Genomic DNA, 26,033 nt, shown 5'->3' with positions numbered 1-26,033 from the left:
CATGACCGACACCAATGGCAGCAGCAGTCCGTCGCGTCGGGCGCTGATCGGCTGGGGCGGTGCCGGGCTCGCGCTCGGGGCCGCGGCGGCCGGGGGCGCGGTGGCGATGGCCAAGGCGGGCGACGACGTGGACCCGGTGGCCGCCGAGGCGGGTGGCGCGGTGGAGTTCCACGGCGCCCACCAGGCCGGCATCGCCACCCCGGTGCAGGACCGGCTGCACTTCGCCGCGTTCGACGTGAAGACCGACGACCGCGCCGAGTTCGTGCAGATGCTGAAGGACTGGACGGCGGCGGCCCGGCGGATGACCGCGGGCAAGCCGGTCGGTGAGGGCGCGTACGGCGGGCTCGCCGAGGCCCCGCCGGACGACACCGGCGAGGCGCTCGGCCTCAAGCCGTCCCGGCTGACGCTGACGATCGGGTTCGGGCCTTCGCTGTTCGAGAAGTTCGGCCTGAAGGACGAGCGGCCGGCGGCCCTGGTCGACCTGCCCAAGTTTCCCGGTGACAACCTGGACAGGTCCCGCACCGGCGGCGACCTGTGCGTCCAGGCCTGTGCCGACGACCCGCAGGTCGCCGTGCACGCCATCCGCAACCTGGCCCGGATCGGCTTCGGCAAGGTCGCCATCCGCTGGTCGCAGCTCGGCTTCGGGAAGACCTCGTCGACCACGCCGGACGCGCAGACCCCGCGCAATCTCATGGGCTTCAAGGACGGCACCCGCAACATCGCGGGGACGGAGACGGACCGCCTGAAGAAGTTCGTGTGGGCCGCCGACGGGGACGGGCCGGAGTGGATGACCGGTGGCTCGTACCTGGTCGCCCGGCGCATCCGGATGAACATCGAGACCTGGGACCGGACCTCGCTGCAGGAGCAGGAGGACGTGTTCGGGCGGGACAAGCGCGAGGGCGCCCCGGTCGGCAAGGCCAAGGAGCGCGACGAGCCGTTCCTGAAGGCGATGAAGCCCGACGCGCACGTGCGGCTCGCCCACCCCGACTCCAACGGCGGGATCACGATCCTGCGCCGGGGCTACTCCTTCACCGACGGCACCGACGGCCTCGGCCGCCTGGACGCCGGCCTGTTCTTCCTGGCCTACCAGCGGGACGTGCGCCACGGGTTCATCCCGCTGCAGCGCAGGCTGTCCGCGCACGACGCGCTCAACGAATACATCCAGCACGTGGGTTCGGCGGTGTTCGCGGTACCTCCCGGCGTCCGGGACGCGGACGACTGGTGGGGCCGCGCGCTGTTCTCGAAGGAGGCGTAGCCCGTGTTCTCCAACTACCTGATCGGCCTGCGCGAGGGCCTGGAGGCGTCGCTCGTCGTCTGCATCCTGATCGCCTACCTGGTCAAGACCGGCCGCCGGGACGCCCTGCGGCCGATCTGGATCGGCATCGGCATCGCGGTCGCCCTCGCGATGGGTTTCGGCTGCGCCCTCGAATTCGGCTCCCAGGAGCTGACGTTCCAGGCGCAGGAGGCGCTCGGCGGCTCGCTGTCGATCGTTGCCGTCGGGCTGGTGACCTGGATGGTGTTCTGGATGCGGCGGACCGCCCGGCACCTGAAGTCGGAGCTGCACGGCAAGCTGGACGCGGCCCTCGCCATGGGCACGGGCGCGCTGGTCGCCACCGCGTTCCTCGCCGTCGGCCGGGAGGGCCTGGAGACCGCGCTGTTCGTCTGGGCGTCGGTGCACTCGGCCTCCGACGGCACCCCGCGCCCGCTGGTCGGCGCGGCGCTGGGCCTCGCCACCGCCGTCCTGCTCGGCTGGCTGTTCTACCGGGGCGCGCTCAGGATCAACCTGGCCAAGTTCTTCACCTGGACCGGCGGGATGCTGGTCGTGGTCGCGGCGGGCGTGCTGGCGTACGGCTTCCACGACCTGCAGGAGGCCGACTGGGTCCCGGGCCTGACGCACCTGGCCTTCGACATCAGCGACACCATCCCGCCGGACAGCTGGTACGGCACGCTGCTGAAGGGCGTGTTCAACTTCCAGCCCGACCCGACGGTGCTCCAGGTCACGGTGTGGCTGCTGTACCTGATCCCGACGCTCGCCGTCTTCCTCGCCCCGGTAGGGTTCGCCTCCGGAAAGGGGAGGGTGAAGCAGCCTGATGAGCAGGGAACACAGCCGTCGAAGGCTTCGCAGGCGTGACCGGAACGCACTCATAGCGGCCTCGCTGACCGCTTTGTCGCTGACGGCGAGCGGATGCGTGGTGGTGCACGGGGAGCGTGAAGTGCTCCCCGCCGCCACGCGCGCCGAGGCCGCCAGGGCGCTCACCGCGTTCACGGACGCCTACAACAAGGCCGACAAGGCCTACGACAGCTCCCTGGACGCGCCCTATGTCACCGGCGCGCTCGCCGACATCGACCGCGCCCGGTTGAAGGCGGGGCACACCAACAGCCCGTCGGGCAACGCGAACCACACCCCGCTGAAGCTGACGGACGCGAAGTTCACGATCCCCGAGAAGGCCGGCTGGCCCCGCTGGTTCGTCGCCGACACCAAGGCGAACAAGGCCACCGGCTTCCGCTGGCTGCTGGTGTTCACCCGGGGCGGCCTGGGTGAGCGGTGGCGGGTGGCGTATCTGACGCTGGTACGGCCCGGCGCCGTACCGCGGTTCAAGACCGGCGCGGACGGCTTCGCCGAGGCCGTGCCCGCCGACTCGGCGCAACTGGCCGTACGCCCCGACGCGTTGAGCAAGAACTACGCCGACTACCTCAGGAGCGGCGGGAAGACCTTCGCGGACGGCGGGAGCACCAGCGGTCTGCGCGCGGACCGCAAGAAGCAGGCCAGCAAGCCCGGACTGGTCCGGCAGTACATCGACGAACCGCTCAGCCACGGCGACTACGCGCCGCTGGCACTGCGCACGGCGGACGGCGGGGCACTGGTGTTCTTCACCACGCACCACTACGAGAAGCAGACCGCCGCCGCGGGCACCTCCGTACCCACCCCCAACCAGGACGTGCAGGCCCTGACGAAGGGCGAGGTGACCCAGTCCCTCACCCTGGAGTCGATCTCCGCCGAGGCCGCGCTCGATCCGGTGGGCAGCGGCCGGGTGCAGGTGCTGGGGCAGGTCCAGGGACTGACGTCCGCCCAGGGCGAGTGACGGACGCCCCGGCGTTCAGTGGCGCAGGGGCCAGGCCGCGCCCTGGTGGTCGGCCCCCGCTCCGGCGTGCCGGGCACAGGCGTCGGTGAGCGCCTCCAGCAGGCTCAGCGGGTCGGGCAGCGGATGCTCGGGGCCGCGCGCCCAGCGCACCTGCTGGTCGTCGTCGCCGGGCAGCCGGGCGGGCGGCACCAGGACGTAGGAGCCCCGGCAGTGCCAGCGCAGGCCGGGGTGCTCGTCCATGGTCTCGGGGTGGCAGTCCAGCTCGCAGGGCCACCACTCGTCCTCGTCCTCGGGGGTGCCGCGGGTGAGGGTGAAGAACAGCATGCGGCCGTCGTCGCTCTCGGCGACGGGTCCGACCTCGACCCCCGCGCCGAGCAGCCGGTCCAGGGCCTCCCGGCCGGCTGCCAGGGGGACGTCAAGGACGTCGTGGACCATGCCGGTGGCGGTGATGAAGTTGGCCTGCGGCTGGTGCCGGGCCCAGCGCTCGATCTGGGCGCGGTCGGTGGTGGACTGGGTCTGCCAGGCGAACGACACCGGGTGCCGGGCCGGAGTGGGACAGCCGACGCGGTCGCACGAGCAGCGGTAGCCGGGGGCGGGGTGCGCGGCGGGGGCGAGCGGCAGGCCCGCCGCGGCGGCGGCGAGCAGCAGGGCCTCACGCCCGCCGGGGTCGGCGGCCTCCTTCGGGCGGCGCCCCAGCAGCCACTGGGAGAGTTTGCCCTGCCGGCCGGTCCGGCCGCCGAACGTCGCGCTCATCTGTCCCCTCGGCCTCGTGGTCTCGCTGGTGTGCGGACAGCATGCCCTATCGTCCCATCTTCGTGTGCTTCGGGGGGTCGAGGGACGGGAGAGCCGTCCCACACGGCCACCTCATCGTCACGAAGCGTCACGAATGGTCACGAAGAGGCGTCTTCCGGTGGCCATGCGTCACCCCAGTCGGCGTCCCGGGCCGCCTTGTACAGGTCGCCGTGGCGCTTGGTGACCGTCGTACGGCCCAGCCGCTCGTCGGCCTCGCACAGGTCGAGGAGGACCTGTCCCTTGCGGATCTGGGGGCGCCGGATCACGCGGGCGGGGGCCGGGCGGGCGGGCAGCCGGGTGGCGGCGACGTAGGAGAACTTCTCGTCCTCGTACGCCAGGGAGCCGCCCTTGACCTGGCGGTGCAGGGAGGAGCGGCCGACCCGGGCGGAGAAGTGGCACCAGTCCTTGCCCGGTTCGATGGGGCAGGCGGCGCTGTGCGGGCAGGGGGCGGCGACGCGGAACCCGGCCCGGATCAGGCGGTCGCGGGCCTCGATGACACGGGCGTAGCCGGCCGGGGTGCCCGCCTCCACGATCACGACGGCCCGGGCGGCGCCGGCGGCGGCGTCGACGAGGGCGGTGCGGTCGGCCTCGGAGACTTCGTTGAGCACGTACGACACCGTGACGAGGTCGGTGTTCTCCAGGGTGAGGTCCGCGCCGATCCGGGCGTGCTGCCAGCGGGCGTCCCTCAGCGCCGGGTTGGCCGCGGCGATCTCCCGGCCGAGGGCCAGGGCGGGCTCGGCCCAGTCCAGCACGGTGACGCTGCGCTCGCCGGGCCAGGTCGCCTCGACGGCCCAGGTGGCGGCGCCGGTGCCGCCGCCGACGTCGACGTGGCCGGCGGGGGCCCAGTCGGGTACGGCGGCCGCGAACGCCGCCAGCGCCGAGCGGACCGCCTCGAAGGTGGCGGGCATGCGGTAGGCGGCGTAGGCGGCCACGTCGGCGCGGTCGCGGAGGATGGGGGCGTGGGTGGGGGTCTCGCCGCGGTAGTTGGCGATCAGCCGGTCCACCGCTCCGGCAGCTTGCTTGGGCGGGAGTCCGTCGAGCAGCTCCTCGAGGGTGCTCCGGAGGGTGTCGTTCACCTGCCGATTGTATGGCTGGGCGGTACCCGTACCGGACCTGCCGGGCGGGCGCCCGGGCTCAGATCACCGCCCTCGCCAGGTGGGTCGCCAGCGTCGCCCTCGGGCGGCTGTCCGGTGGCCGGCGTCTCGGGTGGACGGTGTTGGCGAGCAGCACCAGGAACGTGTCCGTCGCCGGGTCGATGACCAGGGAGGTGCCGGTGAAGCCGGTGTGGCCCGCCGCGCCCCGGCCCGCCAGCTCGCCCATGAACCACGGCTGGTCCACGGCGAAGCCCAGCCCGGGCGGGGTGAGGAGCAGCTCCACGAAGTCGGGGCCGAGGATGCGGGCCGGGCCGTAGGAGCCGCCCGCGAGCAGGGCACGGCACAGGACGGCCAGGTCGGGCGCGGTGGAGAACAGGCCCGCGTGTCCGGCGACCCCGCCGAGCGCCCAGGCGTTCTCGTCGTGGACGACGCCCCGCAGCATCCCCCGGTCCGCCTTGGCCCACGGCTGCCGCTGGTCCTCGGTGGCCGCGGCGCCCGGGCACGGGCCGAAGGCGGTGGAGGTCATCCCGAGCGGACGGGTGATGCCGTCCTGGACGAGGACGTCGAGGCTGCGGCCGGTGAGGCGCTCCAGCACGCTCTGGAGCAGGAGCATGTTCAGGTCCGAGTACAGGTGGGTGCCCGGCTGCGCCGTCGGCGCCTCGGCGCGCAGCAGGTCCAGCCGGGACGCGTCGTCCGGGCAGTCGTACAGCGGGAGGTCGGGGCGCAGCCCGGAGGTGTGGGTGAGCAGCTGCCGCACGGTGATGCCGTGGGCGGCCGCGGCGTGGAAGTCGGGCAGGTAGTCGCCGACCCGGGCGTCCATGCCGAGGGTGCCGCGCTCGATCTGCTGCACGGCGGCGACGGCAGTGAAGAGCTTGGTGAGGGAGGCCAGATCGAAGGGGGTGTCGACGGCGGCCGGGACGCGGGCGGCGGCCGGCAGTTCGACGCCGGTGCCGGTCTCCGGGTCGTAGCCGGAGTAGCGCACGGCCCAGCCCGCGGCCTCGGCCACGGCGATCACGGGTCCGCGGCCGGCCAGCACGACGGCGCCGGCCGCCCAGGGGCGGTCTCCGGCGGTGAGGGCGTGCACCTCGCCGACCAGGTGCGCGAGTGCGGCGGGGTCCAGCCCCGCCCGTTCCGGTGTGTCGGCGCGCAGTCTCGGTGCGCTCAGTTCTCGTCTCCCTCCGACCCCGCACGGGCGTTCCCCCGCGTGTTCCAGGGACGGCACATTCCCACGAAGCAGGCCACCGCGACCAGTGCTCCCGCCAGCTGGACGACGGCCATGGGCACGGCGGTGTGCTCACCGGCCACCCCGACCAGCGGGGAGGCGACCGCGCCGACGAGGAAGGAGGAGGTGCCGAGCAGCGCGGAGGCGGAGCCGGCGGCGTGCCGGGTGCGCAGCAGGGCGAGGGACTGGGCGTTGGGCAGGGTGATGCCCATGGCGGACATCAGGACGAAGAGGGAGGCTGCGACGGGGACGAGGCCCACGTCACCGAGGGCGCCGGTGGCGATCAGCAGCAGGGCGGTCGCGGCGAGCACGATCACCGTGAGGCCGGCGGCGAGGACCTTGTCCAGGCTGACCCGGCCGACCAGCACCTTGCCGTTGATCTGCCCGGCGGCCACCAGACCGACGGAGTTCAGGCCGAACAGCAGGCTGAAGGTCTGCGGGGAGGCGCCGTAGATCTCCTGGATGACGAACGGGGACGCGCTCACGTAGGCGAACAGCGCGGCGAAGGCGAAGCCGCCGGCGAGCATGTAGCCGGTGAAGGGCAGGTCGGCGAGGAGGCCGCGCATCGAGCGGAGGGCCTCCCTCACGCCACCGCCGTGCCGCTCGGCCGCGGGCAGGGTCTCGGGCAGCCGCAGCCAGACCAGGGCGCCCAGCAGCACGCCGACCAGCGTGAGCACGACGAACACGCCCCGCCAGTCGGTCACCCGCAGGATCTGCCCGCCGATCAGCGGCGCCACGATCGGGGCGGCGCCGGATATCAGCATCAGGGTGGAGAAGAAGCGTGCCATGGCCACGCCGTCGTACAGGTCGCGTACGACGGCCCGGGCGATGACCACTCCGGCGGCACCGGCGAGCCCCTGCACCAGCCGGAAGGCGATCAGGGTCTCGACGTTCGGGGCGAGGGCGCACAGGGCGGTGGCGAGGAGGTAGCCGGCGATGCCGATGAGCAGCGGGCGGCGGCGGCCCCAGCGGTCGCTCATCGGGCCCACGACCAGCTGTCCCAGTGCGAGGCCTGCCATGCAGGCGGTGAGGGTGAGCTGGACGGTGACGGCGGGCGCCCGCAGGGAGCGGGTGACCTCGGGCAGCGACGGCAGGTACATGTCCATCGCGAGCGGAGTGGTGGCGGTGAGGCCGCCGAGCAGGAAGGTGACGAGCGCGCCGGTGGGCGGGCGTCCGGCGTCCCGCGGCCGGTCGGAGGCGGCCGCGGGCTCCGTGCGCGGTGTCGGTGCCGCCGCGTGCTCGTGCATGCGTCCCTCCCCTTGTCTGAACCACCTGCCGGACCCGCCCGGCACCTATGCTCTCAGCTCGTACACACTGCCGAGGCACGGTTGAACGAGGGTGGGGCGATGGCGGAGCGGAACGTGCGGTGGGGGATCCTGGCGACGGGCGGGATCGCCGCGGCGTTCGCGGCGGACCTGGTCGATCTGCCGGACGCGGAGATCACGGCGGTGGCCTCGCGCAACCGGGAGTCGGCGGAGGCGTTCGCGGAGCGGTTCGGGGTGGAGCGGGCGTACGGCGACTGGGCGTCGCTGGCGGCCGATGCGGACATCGATGTCGTGTACGTGGCCACTCCGCACGTGGCGCACCGGGCGGCGGCGGGGCTGTGCCTGGAGGCGGGGCGGAACGTGCTGTGCGAGAAGCCGTTCACGCTGAACCTGCGCGAGGCGGAGGAACTCGTCGCGCTGGCCCGCGAGCACGGCCGCTTCCTGATGGAGGCGATGTGGATGTACTGCAATCCGTTGGTCCGGCGGCTGCGGGAGCTGGTGGCCGACGGGGCGATCGGCGAAGTGCGCACCGTGCAGGCGGACTTCGGCCTGGCGGGGCCGTTCCCGCCGGCGCACCGGCTGAGGGATCCGGAGCTGGGCGGCGGGGCGCTGCTGGACCTCGGCGTGTACCCGGTGTCGTTCGCGCAGCTGCTGCTCGGGGAGCCGGACGCGGTGACGGCGAGCGCGGTGCTGTCCGAGGAGGGCGTCGACCTCCAGACGGGTGCGCTGCTGTCCTGGGAGAGCGGCGCGCTGGCCTCGCTGCACTGCTCGATCGTGGGCGGTACGGGGGTCACCGCGTCGGTGACCGGCTCCCGGGGCCGCATCGACGTCCCGTCCGGCTTCTTCCACCCGGACCGTTTCGTGCTGCACCGCGACGGCCGTGACCCTCAGGAGTTCACCGCCGACCCCGCCGACGGGCCGCGCACCAGCCTGCGGCACGAGGCGGTGGAGGTCATGCGGGCGCTCAGGGCCGGTGAGAAGGAGTCGCCGCTGGTGCCGTTGGAGGGCACCCTCGCGGTGATGCGCACGCTGGACGCGGTGCGGGAGCGGATCGGGGTGCGCTACCCCGGGGAGGCCGTGACCGCAGCCGCCTGAGGCATTTGCCGCGTCAACTTCTCTTCGGCGAATGAAAGTTCTACGGAATGGCACGGATGCCCGGATTGCGAGTAACGCGAAGAAAGCGCGAGCGGCATCCCCCTGAGCGACCACACCGGCTGGGTCGGCGCGCCGGCCTTCAGCCCGGACGGCCGCACCCTCGCCTCCGCCAGTGCCGACGGCACCGTGCGACTGTGGGACGTGGCCACCGGGAGGAGTCGGGGCATCCTCACCAATCATGAAGGCGGGGTGGATTCCCTCGCCTTCAGCCCCGACGGACGCACCCTCGCCACCGGCAACGACGACGACACGGTGCGCCTCTGGCAGGTCGCCCGCGCCCAGCCCGACACGTGGATCGAGAAGGTCTGCCACGCTGTCGGACACGGCCTGACCCCGCAGGAGCGCTCGCAGTACCTCCCGGACGGCTCGCTCGGCCGTGTCTGCCCGGCCGGCCGGTAGGCGACGCTCGAGGGGCCTTCACGTCGACCGTATGACGGACACTGGATTCCGCATGGCGGACTTCACGCCTACGCTGCGATGCCATGACTGACAGGCAATCGAAGATCGCGGTCGTGACCGGCGCCGGTTCCGGCATCGGCCGGGCCGTCGCCGTGGAGCTGCTGCGCCACGGCTGGTCGGTGACGCTGGCGGGCCGGCGGACCGGGACGCTGGAGGAGACGGCGGCGCTGGTGCCGGACGGCGCCGCGCTCGCCGTGCGCACGGACGTGTCCCGGCCCGAGGACGTGGACGCGCTGTTCACGGCGACCGTGGAGCGGTTCGGGCGGGTGGACCTGCTGTTCAACAACGCGGGCACCTTCGGGCCGGGCGGCGTCCCCGTCGAGGAGCTGCCCTACGACGCGTGGCGGCACGTGGTGGACACGAACCTCAACGGCGCCTTCCTGTGCGCGCAGGCCGCGTACCGGCGGATGAAGGAGCAGGATCCGCAGGGCGGCCGGATCATCAACAACGGCTCCGTCTCCGCGCACACGCCCCGCCCTCTCTCGGTCGCCTACACCGCGACCAAGCACGCGCTGACCGGCCTGACCAAGTCGCTGTCGCTGGACGGGCGGCCGTACCGGATCGCGGTCGGGCAGATCGACATCGGCAACGCGGCCACCGACATGACGGCCCGGATGGAGACCGGCGCGCTCCAGGCGAACGGGGTGGTAGCCCCGGAACCGGTGATGGACGTGGCCGACGTGGCGCGCACCGTGCGGCACATGGCCGAGCTGCCGCTGGAGGCGAACGTGCAGTTCGCGACGGTGCTGGCGACGACGATGCCGTACATCGGGCGGGGCTGACTTCACTTACACAAGCGGAATTTGAACGTCCGCGCCATTGCGGCCGGTCGAGCACGTATGCTCAACTTTCCTCCACGAGAACTTCACAGTTGGAGCACATGGATTCCGCAGCCACACCGAGGGGGGAGGCGGCGGCCGTTCCACCGGACCGGAGTTGGGGGTGGACCTCGCGCGTGCCCGCGGGGTGCACACCGGTCGATGGAACGGCCGCCGCACAGCTCAACGCCGGTGCCTGCCGCCCGTCTCCGCCGGATCCGCCACCGTCTCCGTCTCCGTCTCCGCCCGGGGTTCCGTGGCCGTCGCCCCGCGCCGCCGCTTCAGCGCCCAGGCACCGGCCGCCCCCAGCAGAAGGGCCGTACCCGCCGCACCCTCCACCAGCCGCCCGGCCGAGGGGCCGCGGGGCGCCGAGCCGGGAGCGCCGGCCGCCGCGCGTGCCGTCCCCCGCTCCCCCGGTGCCGGACTCGCGCTCGCCCCGCCCTCGCTGAGCGGTTCGACCAGGGTGCCCACCGCCTGCGCCGTACGCCCGCGCCCGAACCCCCAGTCGAGCAGCGCGGCGGTCTGCTCGTAGACGGCGTTGCTGCCGGCGACCGGGTGCATCACGGTGACCAGCAGGGTGCGTCCGCCCCGGGTGGCCGCGCCGGTGAAGGTGTTGCCGGCGTTGCTGGTGTAGCCGTTCTTGACGCCGATCAGGCCGTCGTACGTCTTCAGGCCCCACGCCCCGGTCAGCAGGCGATCGGTGTTCTGGATCTGGAAGGTCTTCTTGCCGCCCGCCGGGAAGTCGGCGGTCCGGGTGCCGCAGTACCCGCGGAAGTCGGCGTCCTTCAGACCGTGGCGGGCGAACAGCGTGAGGTCGTACGCCGAGGAGATCTGACCCTTGTGGTCGAAGCCGTCGGGGCTGACCACATGGGTGTCCAGCGCCTGCAGATCCGCGGCCTTGGCCTGCATCTCGGCTACCGTCTTGGCGATGCCGCCGTTCATGTGGGACAGCACGTGCACGGCGTCGTTGCCGGAGCGCAGGAACACGCCCTGCCACAGCTGCTCGACGGTGTAGGTGATGCCGGGCTTGATGCCGACCAGACTGGAACCGGCCGGAACATCCGAAATATCGGAATCCTGGACGGTGTAGCGCTGGGCGCGGTCGAACTTCTTCAGCACGGTGTCCGCGAACAGCATCTTCAGCGTGGACGCGGGCGCGAGCCGCCGGTGCGCGTTGAACGAGGCGAGGACCTCGCCGCTCTCGCCGTCGGCGACGAGCCACGCGCGGGCGTCGAGCTTCTTGGGCAGGCCGGTGGCACCCCTCACCTGGACACCGCCCCGGGCGAGCCGTTCGCCTCCGATGACCGTGGTCGCCGAGGCCTCGGTGGCCGTGGACAGGGGAAGGGCGGCGGCCGTCAGTCCGAGGACGGCCCGCCGGCTGAGCCGGGAACATTCGCGCACCCCGGGACCGTACACCGCGCCGAGCAGCGGTTTCCGTGACGGACGCCGCAACGGCCCGGAATTTGCCGCGTTATGAAAATCCGATGAGCTACCCCGCTTTCTCGGGTCTTACACATCCCTTACCCAAGGCGGCTCAAAGGTTCCTCCCTAGCTTGTGGCAGCGCCCGCAGCGGGCGCCAAGAGCCTTCGGGGACCGGGACGTTTGGCATCTATCTCACACGCGAGCTGAGCCGCCGCAGGAAGGCCGCTCTGGTCATCGCGATGGGTCTGGCGCTCGGAATCGCGCTGGTCATCACCGTGAACTCGGTGTCGGCCGGCATGACGCAGGCGCAGGACAAGGTCCTGAAATCGCTCTACGGCCTCGGCACCGACATGACCGTCACCAAGGCCCGGTCGGCACCGAAGGCGGGCAGCTCGCAGGGCCCGGACTTCCGGTTCGACGCCAAGTCGAGCAGCAAGGCCGGCCAGAGCGCCGACCGCGTGATGGCACAGGGCAGTCAGACCCTGAAGTCCTCCCTGGTCCAGAAGGTCGCCGCGCAGAAGGGCGTGGCCTCGGCGGTCGGCGCCCTCTCCCTGAACGTGACCAAGGTCGACGGCTCCTTCACCCAGGGCAAGGCGCAGTCGTCCGGGAACTCCGGGAACAGTGGGCAGCAGGGCGGACCCGGCGGCGGGAGCGGCGGCGGACAGCCGCAAGTGCAGGGCGGTGGCGCGAACTTCGACGTCAACACTTACTCGGTGGCCGGCGTCGACGTCACGGACCAGGCGCTCGGCCCCCTCGCCACCATGAAGATCGCTTCCGGGAGGACCTTCACCTCGGCGCAGACGGACGCCGAGGTCGCGGTGGTCAGCACGTCGTACGCCAAGCCGAAGAAGTACGAGACCGGCTCGACCTTCAAGATCTCCGGCACCGAGTACACCGTCGTCGGCATCGCCACCCCGGACAGCGGCGAGTCCACCACCGACGTCCATCTGCCGCTGAAGCAGGCCCAGCCGTACGGACTCGTCGTCGTCGACCGTGCCCCAGCCGAGGGGCTGCCCGTCGGCGGACTGCCACTCGCCGCCGATGGCCCAGCACCCGAAGCCGAGTGCGCTCACGTCGATGCCGCTGCGTCCCAGAGTCCTCGTCATGGACGGGAACGCTGGGCCTCGGGGCGCACGCGAGCACAAGCCCGCGGGGCCTGTTACGCCTGCCCGGTCTCGAACCGCGAGATCCGTCCGTCGTCGTCGATCTCGAAGCGCCACCTGGTGCGCATCTCGCCCCAGGTGTCGTTGCGGTAGTGGGCGAGGAGGGCGCGGCCGCCGTCGGACTCGTTGTCGACGTCCAGATGGCCGTGGGAGGAGAAGATCTCCTGGTCGATCCACTCGGCGAGATCGCGGTCCTGGCCGTCGTCGGCCATGGTCGCGCCGGGCGTCAGGAGGGACATGAAGCCGTCGCGGTCACGGGAGTTGACGGCGTTCACGAAGGCGCGGACGGCCGGATCGCTGAGCTTGGCTGGCTGAATCGTCATGGCGCCAGGCTCACACCGCTGCCTGGGCCCCGCCACCCGAACGCCCTCCACGACGCGCCCGGTGGTGGGAGAGCTGCGACGGTGGAAACGCCGGGAGGGACCCGTCCGCCAGTGACCGCATGTCTTTGCAGGGAGTCACCGTGAGCTGTTACGACCGACGTGATCTGGGCCTGCTCCTGCTCCGGCTGGGGACGGGCGGAGTGCTGGCCGCGCACGGCGCGCAGAAGCTGTTCGGCTGGTTCGGCGGGCACGGTCTGGAGGGCACCGGCCAGTTCATGGAGTCCGTCGGCTACGCGCCGGGCCGGGCGAGCGCCACGGCGGCGGGCCTCGCGGAAGCCGGCGGCGGCACCCTCCTCGCCCTGGGCCTGGCGACCCCGGCGGCGGGCGCGGCGGCGGCCGGCGCGATGGCGGGGGCGGCGGCGGTCCACATGCCCAACGGCTTCTTCGCCCAGGAGGGCGGCTACGAGCACGCGGCGAGCCTCGGCCTCGCGGCGGCCGGCCTGGCCGTCACCGGCCCCGGCCGGCTCTCCCTCGACCACGCCCTCGGCCACGTCGTCGACCGCGGCTGGATGGTGCCGACGGCCCTCGGCGTCACGGCTGCGGCCACGGCCGTGGTGATCGGGGCGCGCAACCGGCGGTGCCGGGCGAAGAGGGAAGGCGAGCAGGAGGCGCTGTTCGAGGAGTTCGAGGAGTAGCCACCGGCCGTCCCGAACGGCATGGGACGCTGAGCGGCATGACCGACCGTGACTGCGCCGCTGCCCTCTGGCCGACCGTCGACGACCTCTGGTCCCGCCTGGAGGCCACCCAGAAGCACCACGGCCGCGAAGGCGTCCTCCTCCGCGTCCTCAAGCTGTCGGAGGAGGTCGGCGAGGTCGCGGAGGCAATCATCGGCGCGACCGGCCAGAACCCGCGCAAGGGCATCACCCACACGTGGGAGGACGTCCAGGCGGAACTGTGCGACGTGGTGATCACGGCGCTGGTGGCGTTGCGGACGCTGACGCCGGAGGCACGGGAGGTGTTCGAGCGGCAGCTGAGGAGGGTGGCGGACCGACCGCTCGGGCCGTCGGAGCGATCTGCGTGAGGCGTTGCTCCGGCGGTGCTGATTTCCGTAAGAAGGCGTCCCCGCGCCGGAGCGGTCCGGACGGAGGCTTCGTCGCTATCGGAGTTCAGACGGTCTGCTCGATGCACTCGAAGATGACCGAGTCCGTCTCCTGCTGCCGGGTCGTCCGTCCGGCTTCTTGCCGATGAATCCCGAGTTCAGCCGGTCGGCCAGACCAAGCACCGTCTCCGCGTACTGCACGACCTGATCGATGATGTCGCCCATGGCCGCGCACACCTGCGGATGCTGGCCGAAGGATCCGTACTCCAGGACCGTGTTACGGCCGGCGCGTACGTCGTACGAGCTCTGGGGCGGAATGTCTGCGGCACCTCGTTCAACGAGTGCGGCGGCACACCGGTGGGGGCGGGCGGGCATGGCGGCATCCACCAGAATCCGTACTAGAATCTGTACAGAATCAAGACTCTATATGGGTACGGTGACAGCATGGAGATCCCCGAGGTCGTGACCGTCAGCGACGCCCGCGCCAGATTGTCGCGGATCCTGACCGACCTATCGGAGTCCGGCGCGGATGCCGAGCCGGTCCTGATCGGCGCCCACCGCAAGCCCCAGGGCGTCCTCCTGTCCGTCGAGGCCTTCGAGGCACTGAGTGGCCGAGCCGCACGGCGTGCGGCCGTCGCCTCGGCCACCGGCTCCATCGAGGCCGAGGGGCTCCACGCCTCCGAGGCATCCGACCGCGACACCGAGGCGTACGTAAAGGGCGACCTCGACGCGGACACCCTTGTCGCCCGCGCGATCGCCCGCCACGGACAGACTTCGGAGCGGCGGGCAGGGTGAACGATCCGTACGCCATGCCCAACGGCGTGCTGCGCAACAAGCTCGGCGACGTTCGTCACCGTGAGGTCCGGCTTGAACCGGTACGGACCGGGGTTCGATCAAGCTCCTGACCTGGCAAAAAGAGCCCCTGCCCAGCATGTTCCCTGGTCAGGTGCCCTTGGCGGCAGACGAGTCGGGCTGTACGCCGGGTTCTGTTCCGAGGGGGCCTCACGGCCCCCTCGGCGACGGCCATCCATCTAGGACCGGTGTTGCCACCGGTCTCGTGCGGTCTACCCGCGGACTCGGGCGGGCAGCCCTCGAACGTCCGCGCAGAAACACCGGGGTGTCTCCTTTTGACCTTGCTCCGGGTGGGGTTTACCTAGCTGCCCAGGTCACCCTGGGCACTGGTGGTCTCTTACACCACCGTTTCACCCTTACCGAGGACCGAGGTCCCCGGCGGTCTGTTTTCTGTGGCACTGTCCCGCGGGTCACCCCGGGTGGCCGTTAGCCACCACCCTGCCCTGTGGAGCCCGGACGTTCCTCGGGAAGCCCCCTGGGGGGACTCCACGCGGCCGCCCGCCCGGCTCGTCTGCCGTGTCGACCATGGTACCGGGCGGGTGGGGCGTCGTGGACCGGCGGCCGTCGCCGGTACGGAGCCGGTCAGGATCAGGGCGAAGGCCACCAGGACGGAGGGGGTCAGCGGCTCTCACGCCGGCGTGAAGAGGATCTGCGCCGTGCCCGGGTCGGCGCGGGTGAGCCGGACCCGCAGGCGTTCGCCGAGGGGCAGCCGGTCGCCCTCGATCCGGCCGACGACCGCGGGGGACACCAGCTGGACGGTTCCCGCGTTCGGCTGATGTCCGTCGAGGTCCACCACACAGCCCTCGAAGACCTCCCCGACCCGGTCCGCGAGCAGCACCGCCTCCACCAGGTCGACGCACCCCCGCTCGGCGGTGCCGGCGCGGCGGGCGCCGTCGGCCATCTGCCGGGGCAGCGCGTCGAGCGCGGCCAGCACCCAGTCCGGCGAGGTCTGCCCGGCGACGGCGGCGAGGCAGATCTCGGCGGCGTAGCGGTCGGCGAGGCGGCGCAGCGGGGCCGTGCAGTGGGTGTAGGGGGCCGCGACGGCGGCGTGCGTGGCGATCGCGGGGAGGGCGCCGTCCCGGAAGACCGTGTAGCCGGCACCGCGCAGGAGCGTCGTGCACTCCTGGAGGAAGGCCGCGTGGCGAGGATCGTGCGGGTCCAGGGTGCGGATGAGGGCCGCGTACGACACATGGTGCGGCCAGTCGATGTGCAGGGCGGTCGCGGTACGGCGCAGCCGGGCCACGGCGCCGTCGGGGGCGGCCGGGAGGGTGCGCAGGATGCCGGTGCCGTGGGCGAGCATCAGGTCGGCGGCGGCCATGCCGGTGAGCAGGGAGAGCTGGGCGTTCCAGGCGTCGGCGGGCAGCGGGGCGCGGTAGCCGAGGCCGTAGGTGTGGTCCTGCGCGGTGATCTCCTGCTCGGGCACGTTCAGGGAGATCCCGCCGCGCTCCACCTCCAGCCGCTCGCGGGCCTCGCCGATCTCCTCGAGCAGGGCGACGGGCTCCTCGGCCGTCCCCGCGTCGATCTGCTGTTGTACGCCCGCGTAGTCGAGCCTGGCCCGGCTGCGCACGAGGGCACGGCGGACGTCGACGGCCAGGGTGCGGCCCTCCGCGTCCAGGTCGATGGTCCAGAGCACGGCCGGGCGGGTCCGGTCCGGCAGCAGGCTGGCGGCGCCCTCGCCGAGCACGGCGGGGTGCAGCGGGACCCGCTCGTCGGGGAAGTACAGGGTCTGCACCCGGCGGTGGGCCTCCGCGTCCAGGGCGCCGCCTGGTACGACGAAGGCGGCGACGTCGGCGATGGCGTACCGGACCCGGTAGCCGGTGCCCTGCCGGGAGAGGTGGGTCGCCTGGTCGAGGTCGAGGGAGCCGGGAGGGTCGAGGGTGAAGAAGGGGATGTCCGTGGCGTCGTCGTACGACGGCGCGGTGGCGGCCCCGGCCGCTCGCTCGGCCTCTTCCCGCACCTCGGGCGGGAAGATTTCCGGGATGCCGAGCTCGGCACGCAGCGCGGCGAGGGCGGCCCGGAGCTGGGCTTCGGGGGCGCCGGTGACGCGGATCTTGCGGCAGGGCATGCCACGAGCCTAGGTCGCCGGCCGGTGGGCGGCACGCCGTACGCTGTCGCGGAGGTCTACGTGAGGAGTACGTGTTGCTGGTCCTGCTGCCGCCCTCGGAAGGCAAGGCGAGCGCGGGCGGGGGCGCCCCGCTGGAGCTGTCGTCGCTGTCCCTGCCGGGACTGACCGCCGCGCGGGAGGCCGTGCTCGGCGAGCTGGTCGAGCTGTGCGCCGCCGACGAGGAGAAGGCGCGCGAGGTGCTCGGGCTGAGCGAGGGGCTGCGCGGCGAGGTCGCGAAGAACGCCGGACTGCGCACGGCGGGTGCCCGCCCGGCCGGCGAGATCTACACCGGTGTCCTCTACGACGCTCTCGGCCTGGCCTCGCTGGACGCGGCGGCGCGGCGGCGCGCGGCGGACTCGCTGCTGGTGTTCTCCGGGTTGTGGGGCGTGGTGGGGGTGGCGGACCGGATCCCCTCCTACCGCTGCTCGATGGGTGTGAAGCTGCCGGGGCTGGGCGCGCTGGCGGCGCACTGGCGTGCGCCGATGGCCGAGGTGCTGCCCGAGGCGGCCGGGGCGGGCCTGGTGCTGGACCTGCGCTCCTCCGCGTACGCGGCGGCCTGGAAGCCGAAGGGGGAGGTCGCCGGGCGGACGGCGACCGTGCGGGTGCTGCACGCGCCGACCCGGAAGGTGGTCAGCCACTTCAACAAGGCGACGAAGGGGCGGATCGTCCGGAGCCTGCTGTCGGCCGGGGCCGTGCCCGAGGACCCCGCCGGGCTGGTGGAGGCGCTGCGGGACCTCGGCCACGTGGTGGAGGCGGAGGCCCCGGGGAAGGCCGGCAAGGCGTGGTCGCTGGACGTGCTGGTGGAGGAGATCCACTGACGCGCTGACGGGAACTCCGGGCGCGCATCCGGTCAGACATCCCGTGCGCATTGCAGCATGTGCAACGTTCATTGTGCATGCTGTACCGGCTGGGCACGATGAGGGCATGACCTCGCCGCCGCCCTCGCCCGCTGCTGCCTCCGTGCTGGATCTCGCGCCGGTGGTGCCCGTGGTGGTGCTCTCCGACGCCGCCGACGCCGTACCGCTGGCGCGGGCACTGGTGGCCGGGGGGCTGCCCGCGATCGAGGTGACCCTCAGGACGCCGGCGGCGCTGGACGCGATCCACGCGATCGCCGGCGAGGTGCCCGGGGCGGTGGTCGGGGCGGGTACGGTCCTCACGCCCGAGCAGGTGCGCACGTGCGCTGCGGCCGGAGCCGAGTTCCTGGTCAGCCCGGGGTGGACGGAGGGGCTTGTGGACGCGATGCGGGGGTCCGGGGTGCCGTACCTGCCCGGGGTGTCGACCGCCTCGGAGGTCGTCGCGCTGCTGGAGCGCGGGGTGCGGGAGATGAAGTTCTTCCCGGCGCAGGCGGCGGGCGGTACGGCCTATCTGAAGTCGCTGGCCGGACCGTTGCCGCAGGCCCGCTTCTGCCCGACCGGCGGGATCGGTCCGGCGACCGCTCCGGAGTACCTGGCTCTGCCCAACGTCGGCTGTGTGGGCGGGAGTTGGATGGTACCGGCGGATGCGGTGGCCGCCGGGGACTGGGCGCGGATCGAGGAGCTGGCGCGGGGCGCGGCCGGCCTCAGGGACGCAGGTGCGACGTGTCGTTGAACAGGCGGACGCTCGCGTTGCCGTCGGCGTAGTACGCCACCGCCGAGAGGGAGGCGGCCGACAGCTCCATGCGGAACAGGGCGGTGGGCGGGGCGCCGAGGGCGAGGCGGACGAAGGTCTTGATCGGGGTCACATGGGTGACCAGCAGGACCGTGCGGCCCGCGTAGGCCGCGACCAGCTTGTCCCGGGTGGCCGCGATCCGGGTGGCCGTCTCGGCGAAGCTCTCGCCGCCGCCGGTGGGGTGCGCCTCCGGGTCGGCGAGCCAGGCGTTCAGGTCCTCGGGGTGGCGGTCGCGGACCTCGCCGAAGGTGAGGCCCTCCCAGGCGCCGAAGTCGGTCTCGCGCAGGCCGTCCTCGACCGCGACGTCCAGGCCGAGGCGGGCGGCGACGATGCCCGCCGTCTCGCGGGTGCGGGCCAGCGGGGAGGCGACGACCGCCTGGACGGTGCCGCGCCGCGCGAGCGCCTCGGCGACGCGGCGGGCCTGCTCGCGGCCGGCGTCGGAGAGGGAGGGGTCGGTCCCGCCGCTGCCGGAGAAGCGTTTCTGGGGGGTGAGGGGGGTCTCGCCGTGCCGGAGCAGGACGAGGGTGGCGGGGGCGCCGAGGTCGGGGGCGCTGCTCCAGCCCGGGCTCGAGACGTGCTGCCCGGTCGGGGTGGGCGCCGCCTCGGCCGCACGGCTGCCCGCAGCCGCGGCGGGTGCGGCGGCAGCGCTGCCCGTGGCGGCGGCCGTATCGGCCGCTCGCCCCTCCGCCAGCGCCGCCCGCGCCCTGGCCGCGCCCGCCGCCGCGTCGCCCGGCGGGCCCGACGGCTCGGGAACGGCAGGGGGGGTCTCCAGGGCCGCCCTCGACTCGGACGGGGACCACTGTCTGCCCTTCACCCCCGCGTCCATCGCCTCGTTGGCCAAGCGGTCCGCGTGCTTGTTGCGTTCCCGGGGGATCCACTCGTAGGTGACCTGGGCCGGCGGGAAGACCGTCCTCGCCTCGGTCGCCAGGGGCTTCATGTCGGGGTGCTTGATCTTCCAGCGGCCCGACATCTGCTCGACGACCAGCTTGGAGTCCATCCGGACGTGGACCACGGCGGACGGGTCCAGGGCGCGGGCCGCACGCAGGCCCGCGAGCAGGCCCCGGTACTCGGCGACGTTGTTCGTGGCCACGCCGATGTACTCGGCGGACTCCACCAGCGTCTGACCCGTCGCCGCGTCGCTCACCACGGCGCCGTAGCCCGCCGGCCCCGGGTTGCCCCGCGACCCGCCGTCGGCCTCGACGATGAACTCCCTCACCCCTCAGGCCCCTTGTCTGCCGACGCCTACAGACCGGACTCGGCCGTGCGCACCAGGATGCGGCGGCAGTTCTCGCAGCGCACCACGGTGTCCGGCGCCGCCGCGCGGATCTCGTTCAGCTCGGTGATCGCCAGCTCCTGGCGGCAGCCCTGGCAGGTACGGGCGTACAGCTTGGCCGCGCCGATGCCGCCCTGCTGCTCGCGCAGCTTGTCGTAGAGCTTGAGCAGGTCGGCGGGGACGGAGGCCGCGACGACCTCGCGCTCCTTCGTCACCGAGGCGGCCTCGCCGTCGATCTCCTCGAAGGCGGCACTCCGGCGGGCACCCGCGTCGTCGATCTTCGACTGGACGGAGCCCACCCGCTCGGTCAGCTCGCTCACCCGCTCCTGCGCGGCCTCGCGGCGCTCCATGACCTCCAGGACCACGTCCTCCAGGTCGCCCTGTCGCTTGGCGAGGGAGGCGATCTCGTGCTGGAGGTTGGACAGGTCCTTGGGCGAGGTGACCGCGCCGGAGTCCAGCCGCTGCTGGTCCCGGGTGGCGCGCTGGCGCACCTGGTCCACGTCCTGCTCGGCCTTGGTCTGCTCGCGGGCGCAGTCGCTCTCCTCGGTCTGCGCGGCCACGAGCAGGTCGCGCAGCTGCGTGAGGTCCTTGGTCAGCGAATCGATCTCGGCGTGCTCGGGCAGCGACCTCCGCTTGTGCGCGAGCTGCTGCAGGCGGACGTCGAGTGCCTGGACGTCGAGGAGTCGGATCTGGTCGGCGGGCGCGGCGTTCAGTTGGGGGCTCCCAGGTTCAGCTAGAGGTGGTGGACGCCGCGTGGGCGGTCCAGGGGTCGGTGACCGTCTTGGAGACGTGGACGCGCAGGTCCCAGCCGTGACGGTCGGAGATCTCGTCGAGCTGGCTCGCGGCCAGCTCGCACCAGGGCCACTCGGTGGCCCAGTGCGCCGCGTCGAGCAGCGCGAGGGGACTGTGGGCCACCGCCTCGGAAGCCGGGTGGTGGCGCAGATCGGCGGTGAGGAAGGCGTCGACACCGGCCGCGCGGACCTGGTCGAAGAGGCTGTCGCCGGAGCCGCCGCTGACGGCGACCGTCCGGACGACGGCCTCGGGGTCGCCGGCCACCCGGATGCCCTGCGCGGTGGCGGGCAGCCGCTCGGCGGCGCGGGCGGCCAGTTCGCGCACGGTGAGGGGGTGGTCGAGTTCGCACACGCGGCCGAGACCCCGACAGCCCTGCGGGTCGGTCGGGTCCGGCACGAGGGGGCGTACGACCCGGAGGTCGAGCGCGCCGGCGAGGGCGTCCGAGACGCCCGGGTCGGCCGTGTCGGCGTTGGTGTGGGCGACGTGCAGGGCGATGTCGTTCTTGATCAGCGCGTGCACGACCCGGCCCTTGAAGTGGGTCGCCGCCACCGTCGTCGTACCGCGCAGGTACAGCGGGTGGTGGGTGACCAGCAGGTCGGCGCCGAGCTTCACCGCCTCGTCGACGATCTCCTGCACGGGGTCGACGGCGAACAGGACCCGGGTGACCTCCTGATCGGGGTCGCCCACGACCGTGCCGACCGCGTCCCAGGACTCGGCCCGCTCGGCGGGCCACAGGTTCTCCAGCGCGGCGATGACTTCAGACAGACGGGGCACGGGGAAAAGGCTACCTGGCTGTTCGGCGGGGCCGCACCGGATCCCGCCCGGCGTCCCGCCCAGCACACCACCCCCCGCTTCCTCAGAGGAATCGCTTCTGCGCCACACGTATGTGTGAAGCGGGCGACCGGCGGTCCCCCGGCCGTGCGTGCGAAAACTAACTTCGTCGCCGGAGGTGACCGAACGATGACCGCCTGTGCGACCGAACCCCCGTCGACCGGTGCCGCGGACGGCTCGGCGGCGTGCGCCATCACGGCGGACGGCGCGTACGCGGCCCGGCTCGCGCCGGCCGGTGACTGCTGGTTCCCGGAGCGCTGGACGCTGGACGGCCCGGAGCCGTACGCCGTGCCGCTGCCCGGCAACCAGCCGGAGGAGCCGGGCACCGAGGTGCAGCCCATGGGCGACGGCCGGGTGCTGATCCACCGGCTGACCGAGGGGCGGCACGTCTTCTCGCTGCTGTACCCGACCGGCCCCGGCACCGGCGAGCTGCCGCTCGGCGCGGTGGAGTGCCCGGAGCCCGGCGCCCGGCTGACGCTGCTGCCGCCGGTGCCGGGGGGCGTGCGGGCGTACGCACTCGCCGCCGGCCCGCGCTCCGGGACGGTCTGGCTGGTGGCGGGCGGGGCCTTCGGTCCGGAGCGGGTCGCCGAGGTGCCGGGACGCTGTGCGGGCGGGGTCTGGCTGGACCGGGGCGCGCGGATGCTGGCGCTGGACCGGGAGCTGGGCGGGCGGACCAAGACGGTGGTGGTGGACCTGGAGCGCGCGGAGGTCTCGCCGCTGCTGCAGATCGCGGACGGCAGCGACGACCGGCTGCTGCTCGCCGACCCCGACAGCGGGTTGCTGCTGATCTCCTCGGACGCGCCGTGCCCCGGGCGGGAACGGTTGGGCTGGGGGGTGCTCGGCAGCACGCTGCCGGTGCGTTTCCCGGAGTGCCTGCGGATGCCGGACTGCACGGTGACGCCGTTCGCCGTCCAGCCGGGGCAGGTGCTGATGCCGGAGAACTGCGCGGTGGCGCTGCGCGTCGACGGCGCGCTCGGCAGCTGGGTCGGCACCTGGCGGCCGGCCGAGCGGCAGGTGCGTCATCTCCCGGCGCCCGCAGGGTGGTTGGCGGGGACCGGGCTGTGGACGCGGGACGGGGTGCTGCGGCTGCCGTACGCCACGGAGGAGACTCCGTGCGGTGTGGCGGAGCTGTCGGTGCCCAGGGGGGAGACGGGGGCCGCGGGCGGTACGGCCGCCGCGGTGCCGGGGGGCGTGGGCCTGGAGGATCCGGTCCGGGACGGCACGGCTGCCGGGGTGCCCGAGGCGCCCCGGGAGGCGGCGGAACCGGATCCTCCGGAGCCTGTGGTGGCGCGTCCGGTGCCGTTGCAACAGGCGCCCCTGGGACGTCTTGTAACGAAGTAGTGCCGGTTGGCGTGTGCGCCTGGATTCGGCCCGTGGTGTGCCGGTTACACTCGCCCGGCTGTACGAAAGATCATGTTGACGGGGTGAATACGTCCGATGAACGACACCAGCACGACGGAGCAGCTGACCGCCGACTCTCGTGAGGCTGCCGGCCACGGCCGGCACCGGGGGCCGGTCGCGGCCCAGGAGAACGAGACGGCTCCGCACGGCCGGCACCGCAAGCCGGCCGAGCAGACTGCCGAGGCGGCTGCCTGAGGGTGACAGCGGAGAAGGGGGCGTCCGACGGGCGCCCCCTTCTTCCTGTTCCTCACCCGCGTTTCAGCCCCAGTACCTCCGCCGCCGCGAAGGTCTCCCCCGGTGGCCGGTCCGCGTAGTGCGGGGTCAGCAGGGCGTCGAGTTCGTCGTACGTGAACGTCTCCTGCTTGCTGTCGAACTTCGCCTGGACCCGGGGCCGTTCGACGACCGCCACCATGCCGCCGTGCACGACGAGCAGCTGTCCGTTGATCCGGGCGGCGGCCGGTGCGGCCAGGTACCCGACGAGGGGGGCGACGTGCTCCGGGGCCAGGGGGTCGAGGCCCTCGTCCGGCGCCCTCAGGCCCGCGAAGACGTCCTCGGTCATCCGGGTCCGGGCGCGTGGGCAGATGGCGTTGGCCGTGACGCCGTACTTGGCGAGGGCCAGGGCGCTGGACGTGGTCAGACCGACGATCCCGCCCTTCGCCGCCGCGTAGTTGGGCTGGCCGGCGGAACCGGCGAGGAACGCCTCCGAGGAGGTGTTCACGATCCGCCCGTACACCGGCCCCCCGGCCGCCTTGGACCGCTCCCGCCAGTGCGCCGCGGCGAAGCGGGTCGTGTTGAAGTGCCCCTTGAGGTGGACGCGGATCACCGCGTCCCACTCGTCCTCGGTCATGGAGAAGACCATGCGGTCGCGCAGGATGCCCGCGTTGTTCACGAGGACGTCCAGCTTGCCGAACTCGGCGATCGCCAGCCGGACGAGCTCCTCGGCCTGTCTCAGGTCGGCGACGTCCCCGGTGTGCGCGAGGGCCTCGCCGCCGGCCGCCCGGATCTCGGCGGCGACCTGCTCGGCGGGCCCCGCCGACGCCTCGCCCGAGCCGTCCCGCCCCGGCTGCCCGTAGTCGTTGACGACCACGGCCGCACCGAGCCGGGCGAGTTCCAGGGCCTCCGCCCGGCCGAGTCCGCGCCCGGCGCCGGTGACGACGGCGGACAGTCCCTCGAGTGGCAGTGCCATTCCGCTCCGTCCTCAGATCTCGATGCAGGTGCGCAGGGCCGTCCCGGACCGCATCTGGTCCAGTGCCTCGTTGATCTCCGCCAGCTGCACCCGGTGGGTGATCAGGCCGGCGAGGTCGACGCGGCCGGCCCGCCACAGGGCGATGGTGCGCTCGTAGGAGCGGATCACGTCGCCGCCGCCGTACATGGAGGGCAGGATGCGCTTCTCGTCGAAGAACAGCTCGAACATGTTGAGCTGCAGGAAGTCGTCCATGGCGCCCGCGCCGACCACGACGAGGGTGCCGCCGCGCCGGGTGTTCTCATAGGCGGTGCGGGCGGTGGCGGACCGGCCGACCACCTCGAAGACGTAGTCGAAGCCCTCCCCGCCGGTGACCCGCTGCTTGGCGTCGGCCAGCTCCTGAGGGGCGACGGCCTGCGTGGCCCCGAACCTGAGCGCGGACTCGCGCCGGGATGCGACCGGGTCGACGGCGACGATCTCGGCGGCACCCCTCAGCCGGGCCCCCTGCACGGCGGAGATGCCGACGCCGCCGCAGCCGATGACGGCGACCGAGGAACCGGCCTCCACGTCGGCCGTGTTGAGCGCGGCCCCGAGCCCGGTGGTCACCCCGCAGCCGATCAGCGCGGCGATGTCGTACGGCACGTCGTCGGGGATGGGCACGGCGCAGCCGGCGTCGACCACGACCTCCTCGGCGAAGGTGCCGGTGCCCGCGAAGCCGAAGACGTCCCCGCCGGAGCGCCGGAAGTTCGGGGTGCCCGCGTTCATGAACCCGGCCAGGCAGAGCTCGGTCTGCCCGCGCCTGCAGGCCGGACAGGCCCCGCAGGCCGGCAGCCAGCACAGCACGACCCGGTCGCCCGGCTTCAGGTGCCGTACGCCGTCACCGGCCTCGAGGATCTCGCCGGCTCCCTCGTGGCCCGGCACGAACGGCGCGGGCTGCGGCAGCACCCCGCTCATCGCGGACAGGTCCGAGTGGCACAGCCCGGTGGCCCGCACCCGGACCCTGACCTTGCCGGGGCCGAGGCCCACCGCCTCGACGTCGTCGTGGACCTCCAGCTTGTCCTGGCCGATCTCGTGCAGTACGGCTGCGCGCATGGTGCGGCTCCCCTCGGTACGGGTTTCAGGAGTGGTCTACGACGGTGTCGGCGAGGACCGGCGTGTCCCCCCGCTCCACGGCGCTCACGGCCACCCGGACGCCGCCCTCCTGCCGCCACATGCGGATGCGCAGGGTCTCGCCCGGATACACCACCCCGGCGAACCGGGTGCTGTAGCCGCGGACGCGCGTGACGTCGCCGCCGAGCAGCGTGTCCACGACCGCCTTCAGCGTGATGCCGTAGGTGCACAGGCCGTGCAGGATGGGCCGTTCGAACCCGGCGAGCTTCGCGAACTCCGGATCGGCGTGCAGCGGGTTCCAGTCGCCGGAGAGGCGGTAGAGGAGTGCCTGGTCCTCGCGGATCGGGCGCTCGACGGTCCGGTCGGGGTCGCCGATGGGCGGGTCCGGGCGGGTCGTGGGGCCGCGGTCGCCGCCCCACCCGCCCTCGCCGCGTACGAAGATCTGGGAGTCGTTGGTCCACAGCGGGCCGTCGGGGTCGGTGACCTCGGTGCGCAGGACCAGGATGGCGGCCTTGCCCTTGTCGTACACGGCGGCGAGCCGGTTGGTCGCGGTCGCCGTCCCCTCGGCCGGGATGGGGCGGTGGACGCGCAGCGACTGCCCGCCGTGCAGGACCTTGGCGAGCTCGACCTCCACGCCGGGCATGGACAGCCCGCTGATCACCCCGGGCGCGCCGGCGCCCGCGACGGTGGCGAAGCTCGGCAGGACGTGCAGCCGGGACTCCAGGGTGTAGCGCAGCTCGTCGGGGTCGGTGGCGGGGACGCCCGCGCCGACGCCGAGGTGGTAGAGCTGTACGTCCTTCGTGGTCCAGGTGATCTCGCCGGTGCGTGGTTCCGCGGCGAGGGCCTTGGCTGCGTCGATGGGCATGGGACTCCTGGGGGCATCTCAAGACCTCGGCACGGCCGTCCGCACCGTCGGCCGCACCGAGGTCGTCCATGGGGCGGAT

26 protein-coding genes, 1 other RNA gene and 1 pseudogene are annotated in these 26,033 nt (G+C 73.1%); 14 read left to right on the top strand and 14 right to left on the bottom strand.

Features of this window, described 5'->3' with window-relative positions; all coding sequences use genetic code 11:
* The first annotated feature begins 1 nt into the window (after position 1).
* From efeB to ACIHEJ_RS11660, 3 genes are read left to right on the top strand one after another with little or no spacing between them, the layout of a single operon-like run.
* Positions 2-1,255: an iron uptake transporter deferrochelatase/peroxidase subunit gene (gene efeB, locus ACIHEJ_RS11670; protein ID WP_400134331.1), complete on the top strand. Its 1,254-nt coding sequence runs from the start codon at positions 2-4 to the stop codon at positions 1,253-1,255.
* A gap of 3 nt (positions 1,256-1,258) precedes the next feature.
* Positions 1,259-2,131 carry an iron uptake transporter permease EfeU gene (gene efeU / locus ACIHEJ_RS11665; RefSeq protein WP_400134329.1) on the top strand — a complete coding sequence of 291 codons (873 nt, stop codon included), beginning with the start codon at positions 1,259-1,261 and terminating at the stop codon, positions 2,129-2,131.
* The gene (locus ACIHEJ_RS11660; RefSeq protein ID WP_400134328.1) at positions 2,091-3,083 is read left to right on the top strand and encodes a hypothetical protein; all 993 of its coding nucleotides are present in this window, start codon (positions 2,091-2,093) and stop codon (positions 3,081-3,083) included. The genes efeU and ACIHEJ_RS11660 overlap by 41 nt, the downstream gene beginning before the upstream one ends.
* Before the next feature lie 15 nt (positions 3,084-3,098).
* Here ACIHEJ_RS11660 and ACIHEJ_RS11655 read toward each other — a convergent pair whose 3' ends face one another.
* From ACIHEJ_RS11655 to ACIHEJ_RS11640, 4 genes are all read right to left on the bottom strand, one after another.
* Complete coding sequence (locus tag ACIHEJ_RS11655; protein ID WP_400134327.1) at positions 3,099-3,836, bottom strand: bifunctional DNA primase/polymerase; 738 nt, start codon at positions 3,834-3,836, stop codon at positions 3,099-3,101.
* 137 nt (positions 3,837-3,973) lie between these two features.
* The gene (locus ACIHEJ_RS11650; protein ID WP_400134326.1) at positions 3,974-4,951 is read right to left on the bottom strand and encodes a small ribosomal subunit Rsm22 family protein; all 978 of its coding nucleotides are present in this window, start codon (positions 4,949-4,951) and stop codon (positions 3,974-3,976) included.
* A gap of 58 nt (positions 4,952-5,009) precedes the next feature.
* A complete protein-coding gene (locus ACIHEJ_RS11645) occupies positions 5,010-6,191 on the bottom strand; it encodes a serine hydrolase domain-containing protein (protein ID WP_400134324.1) in 1,182 nt (393 codons plus the stop codon).
* A complete protein-coding gene (locus tag ACIHEJ_RS11640; protein ID WP_400134322.1) occupies positions 6,131-7,438 on the bottom strand; it encodes a multidrug effflux MFS transporter in 1,308 nt (435 codons plus the stop codon). Before ACIHEJ_RS11640 ends, ACIHEJ_RS11645 begins: the two co-directional genes overlap by 61 nt.
* Before the next feature lie 99 nt (positions 7,439-7,537).
* Between ACIHEJ_RS11640 and ACIHEJ_RS11635 the strand changes: the two genes are divergently transcribed.
* From ACIHEJ_RS11635 to ACIHEJ_RS11625, 3 genes are all read left to right on the top strand, one after another.
* A complete protein-coding gene (locus ACIHEJ_RS11635; protein ID WP_400134320.1) occupies positions 7,538-8,551 on the top strand; it encodes a Gfo/Idh/MocA family protein in 1,014 nt (337 codons plus the stop codon).
* A gap of 96 nt (positions 8,552-8,647) precedes the next feature.
* Positions 8,648-9,010, top strand: coding sequence for a hypothetical protein (locus ACIHEJ_RS11630; RefSeq protein WP_400135133.1), 363 nt, complete (start codon positions 8,648-8,650; stop codon positions 9,008-9,010).
* A gap of 83 nt (positions 9,011-9,093) precedes the next feature.
* Entirely contained in the window at positions 9,094-9,852 is a 759-nt protein-coding gene (locus ACIHEJ_RS11625; RefSeq protein WP_400134317.1) for an SDR family oxidoreductase, read from the top strand.
* A 219-nt stretch (positions 9,853-10,071) separates the two neighbouring features.
* Here the strand turns inward: ACIHEJ_RS11625 and ACIHEJ_RS11620 are convergent, their stop codons facing one another.
* On the bottom strand, positions 10,072-11,289 hold the full coding sequence (locus tag ACIHEJ_RS11620) for a D-alanyl-D-alanine carboxypeptidase family protein (RefSeq protein ID WP_400134315.1): 1,218 nt from the start codon (positions 11,287-11,289) through the stop codon (positions 10,072-10,074).
* Between the two features lie 207 nt (positions 11,290-11,496).
* Between ACIHEJ_RS11620 and ACIHEJ_RS11615 the strand changes: the two are divergent.
* Positions 11,497-12,288, top strand: a pseudogene (locus tag ACIHEJ_RS11615) (ABC transporter permease); the annotation flags it as partial.
* 182 nt (positions 12,289-12,470) lie between these two features.
* Here the strand turns inward: ACIHEJ_RS11615 and ACIHEJ_RS11610 are convergent.
* Positions 12,471-12,797, bottom strand: coding sequence for a nuclear transport factor 2 family protein (locus ACIHEJ_RS11610; protein ID WP_400134313.1), 327 nt, complete (start codon positions 12,795-12,797; stop codon positions 12,471-12,473).
* 140 nt (positions 12,798-12,937) lie between these two features.
* Between ACIHEJ_RS11610 and ACIHEJ_RS11605 the strand changes: the two genes are divergently transcribed.
* From ACIHEJ_RS11605 to ACIHEJ_RS11595, 3 genes are all read left to right on the top strand, one after another.
* Positions 12,938-13,492, top strand: a complete 555-nt coding sequence (locus ACIHEJ_RS11605) for a DoxX family membrane protein (protein WP_400134311.1) — start codon at positions 12,938-12,940, stop codon at positions 13,490-13,492.
* A 38-nt stretch (positions 13,493-13,530) separates the two neighbouring features.
* The gene (locus tag ACIHEJ_RS11600; protein WP_400134309.1) at positions 13,531-13,878 is read left to right on the top strand and encodes a MazG-like family protein; all 348 of its coding nucleotides are present in this window, start codon (positions 13,531-13,533) and stop codon (positions 13,876-13,878) included.
* Between the two features lie 462 nt (positions 13,879-14,340).
* Positions 14,341-14,691: a type II toxin-antitoxin system Phd/YefM family antitoxin gene (locus ACIHEJ_RS11595; RefSeq protein ID WP_400134308.1), complete on the top strand. Its 351-nt coding sequence runs from the start codon at positions 14,341-14,343 to the stop codon at positions 14,689-14,691.
* Positions 14,692-14,855: 164 nt separating this feature from the next.
* On the opposite strand, the gene rnpB is transcribed toward ACIHEJ_RS11595, so the two are convergent.
* Positions 14,856-15,258, bottom strand: an RNA gene (gene rnpB / locus ACIHEJ_RS11590) — RNase P RNA component class A.
* A 118-nt stretch (positions 15,259-15,376) separates the two neighbouring features.
* Positions 15,377-16,813 (bottom strand): RNB domain-containing ribonuclease, encoded by a 1,437-nt coding sequence (locus tag ACIHEJ_RS11585; RefSeq protein WP_400134306.1) that lies wholly within the window; start codon positions 16,811-16,813, stop codon positions 15,377-15,379.
* 74 nt (positions 16,814-16,887) lie between these two features.
* Here ACIHEJ_RS11585 and yaaA point away from each other — a divergent pair, with 74 nt between their 5' ends.
* Together yaaA and eda are read left to right on the top strand one after the other, a co-directional pair.
* On the top strand, positions 16,888-17,670 hold the full coding sequence (gene yaaA, locus ACIHEJ_RS11580; RefSeq protein WP_400135132.1) for a peroxide stress protein YaaA: 783 nt from the start codon (positions 16,888-16,890) through the stop codon (positions 17,668-17,670).
* Positions 17,671-17,776: 106 nt separating this feature from the next.
* Positions 17,777-18,439: a bifunctional 4-hydroxy-2-oxoglutarate aldolase/2-dehydro-3-deoxy-phosphogluconate aldolase gene (gene eda / locus ACIHEJ_RS11575; RefSeq protein ID WP_400134304.1), complete on the top strand. Its 663-nt coding sequence runs from the start codon at positions 17,777-17,779 to the stop codon at positions 18,437-18,439.
* Here the strand turns inward: eda and ACIHEJ_RS11570 are convergent.
* From ACIHEJ_RS11570 to ACIHEJ_RS11560, 3 genes are read right to left on the bottom strand one after another with little or no spacing between them, the layout of a single operon-like run.
* A complete protein-coding gene (locus ACIHEJ_RS11570; RefSeq protein ID WP_400134302.1) occupies positions 18,411-19,715 on the bottom strand; it encodes a bifunctional RNase H/acid phosphatase in 1,305 nt (434 codons plus the stop codon). The two genes, eda and ACIHEJ_RS11570, sit on opposite strands and share 29 nt — an antisense overlap.
* 26 nt (positions 19,716-19,741) lie before the next feature.
* Positions 19,742-20,485 carry a zinc ribbon domain-containing protein gene (locus tag ACIHEJ_RS11565; RefSeq protein ID WP_400135131.1) on the bottom strand — a complete coding sequence of 248 codons (744 nt, stop codon included), beginning with the start codon at positions 20,483-20,485 and terminating at the stop codon, positions 19,742-19,744.
* Between the two features lie 16 nt (positions 20,486-20,501).
* Positions 20,502-21,338: a Nif3-like dinuclear metal center hexameric protein gene (locus ACIHEJ_RS11560; RefSeq protein ID WP_400134300.1), complete on the bottom strand. Its 837-nt coding sequence runs from the start codon at positions 21,336-21,338 to the stop codon at positions 20,502-20,504.
* 186 nt (positions 21,339-21,524) lie between these two features.
* Here ACIHEJ_RS11560 and ACIHEJ_RS11555 point away from each other — a divergent pair, with 186 nt between their 5' ends.
* Together ACIHEJ_RS11555 and ACIHEJ_RS11550 are read left to right on the top strand one after the other, a co-directional pair.
* A complete protein-coding gene (locus ACIHEJ_RS11555) occupies positions 21,525-22,736 on the top strand; it encodes a hypothetical protein (protein WP_400134298.1) in 1,212 nt (403 codons plus the stop codon).
* A 96-nt stretch (positions 22,737-22,832) separates the two neighbouring features.
* Positions 22,833-22,991 (top strand): hypothetical protein, encoded by a 159-nt coding sequence (locus ACIHEJ_RS11550; RefSeq protein ID WP_400134297.1) that lies wholly within the window; start codon positions 22,833-22,835, stop codon positions 22,989-22,991.
* Between the two features lie 52 nt (positions 22,992-23,043).
* On the opposite strand, the gene ACIHEJ_RS11545 is transcribed toward ACIHEJ_RS11550, so the two are convergent.
* From ACIHEJ_RS11545 to ACIHEJ_RS11535, 3 genes are read right to left on the bottom strand one after another with little or no spacing between them, the layout of a single operon-like run.
* Positions 23,044-23,982 carry a 3-oxoacyl-ACP reductase gene (locus tag ACIHEJ_RS11545; RefSeq protein ID WP_400134295.1) on the bottom strand — a complete coding sequence of 313 codons (939 nt, stop codon included), beginning with the start codon at positions 23,980-23,982 and terminating at the stop codon, positions 23,044-23,046.
* A gap of 12 nt (positions 23,983-23,994) precedes the next feature.
* Positions 23,995-25,071, bottom strand: a complete 1,077-nt coding sequence (locus ACIHEJ_RS11540) for a Zn-dependent alcohol dehydrogenase (RefSeq protein ID WP_400134293.1) — start codon at positions 25,069-25,071, stop codon at positions 23,995-23,997.
* A 25-nt stretch (positions 25,072-25,096) separates the two neighbouring features.
* Positions 25,097-25,954, bottom strand: coding sequence for a MaoC/PaaZ C-terminal domain-containing protein (locus tag ACIHEJ_RS11535; protein ID WP_400134291.1), 858 nt, complete (start codon positions 25,952-25,954; stop codon positions 25,097-25,099).
* Positions 25,955-26,033: the final 79 nt, after the last annotated feature.

This window comes from Streptomyces sp. NPDC052301 (assembly GCF_044593395.1).
Classification (GTDB): Bacteria; Actinomycetota; Actinomycetes; order Streptomycetales; family Streptomycetaceae; genus Streptomyces.
This window is presented reverse-complemented; position numbering and strand designations above follow the sequence as displayed.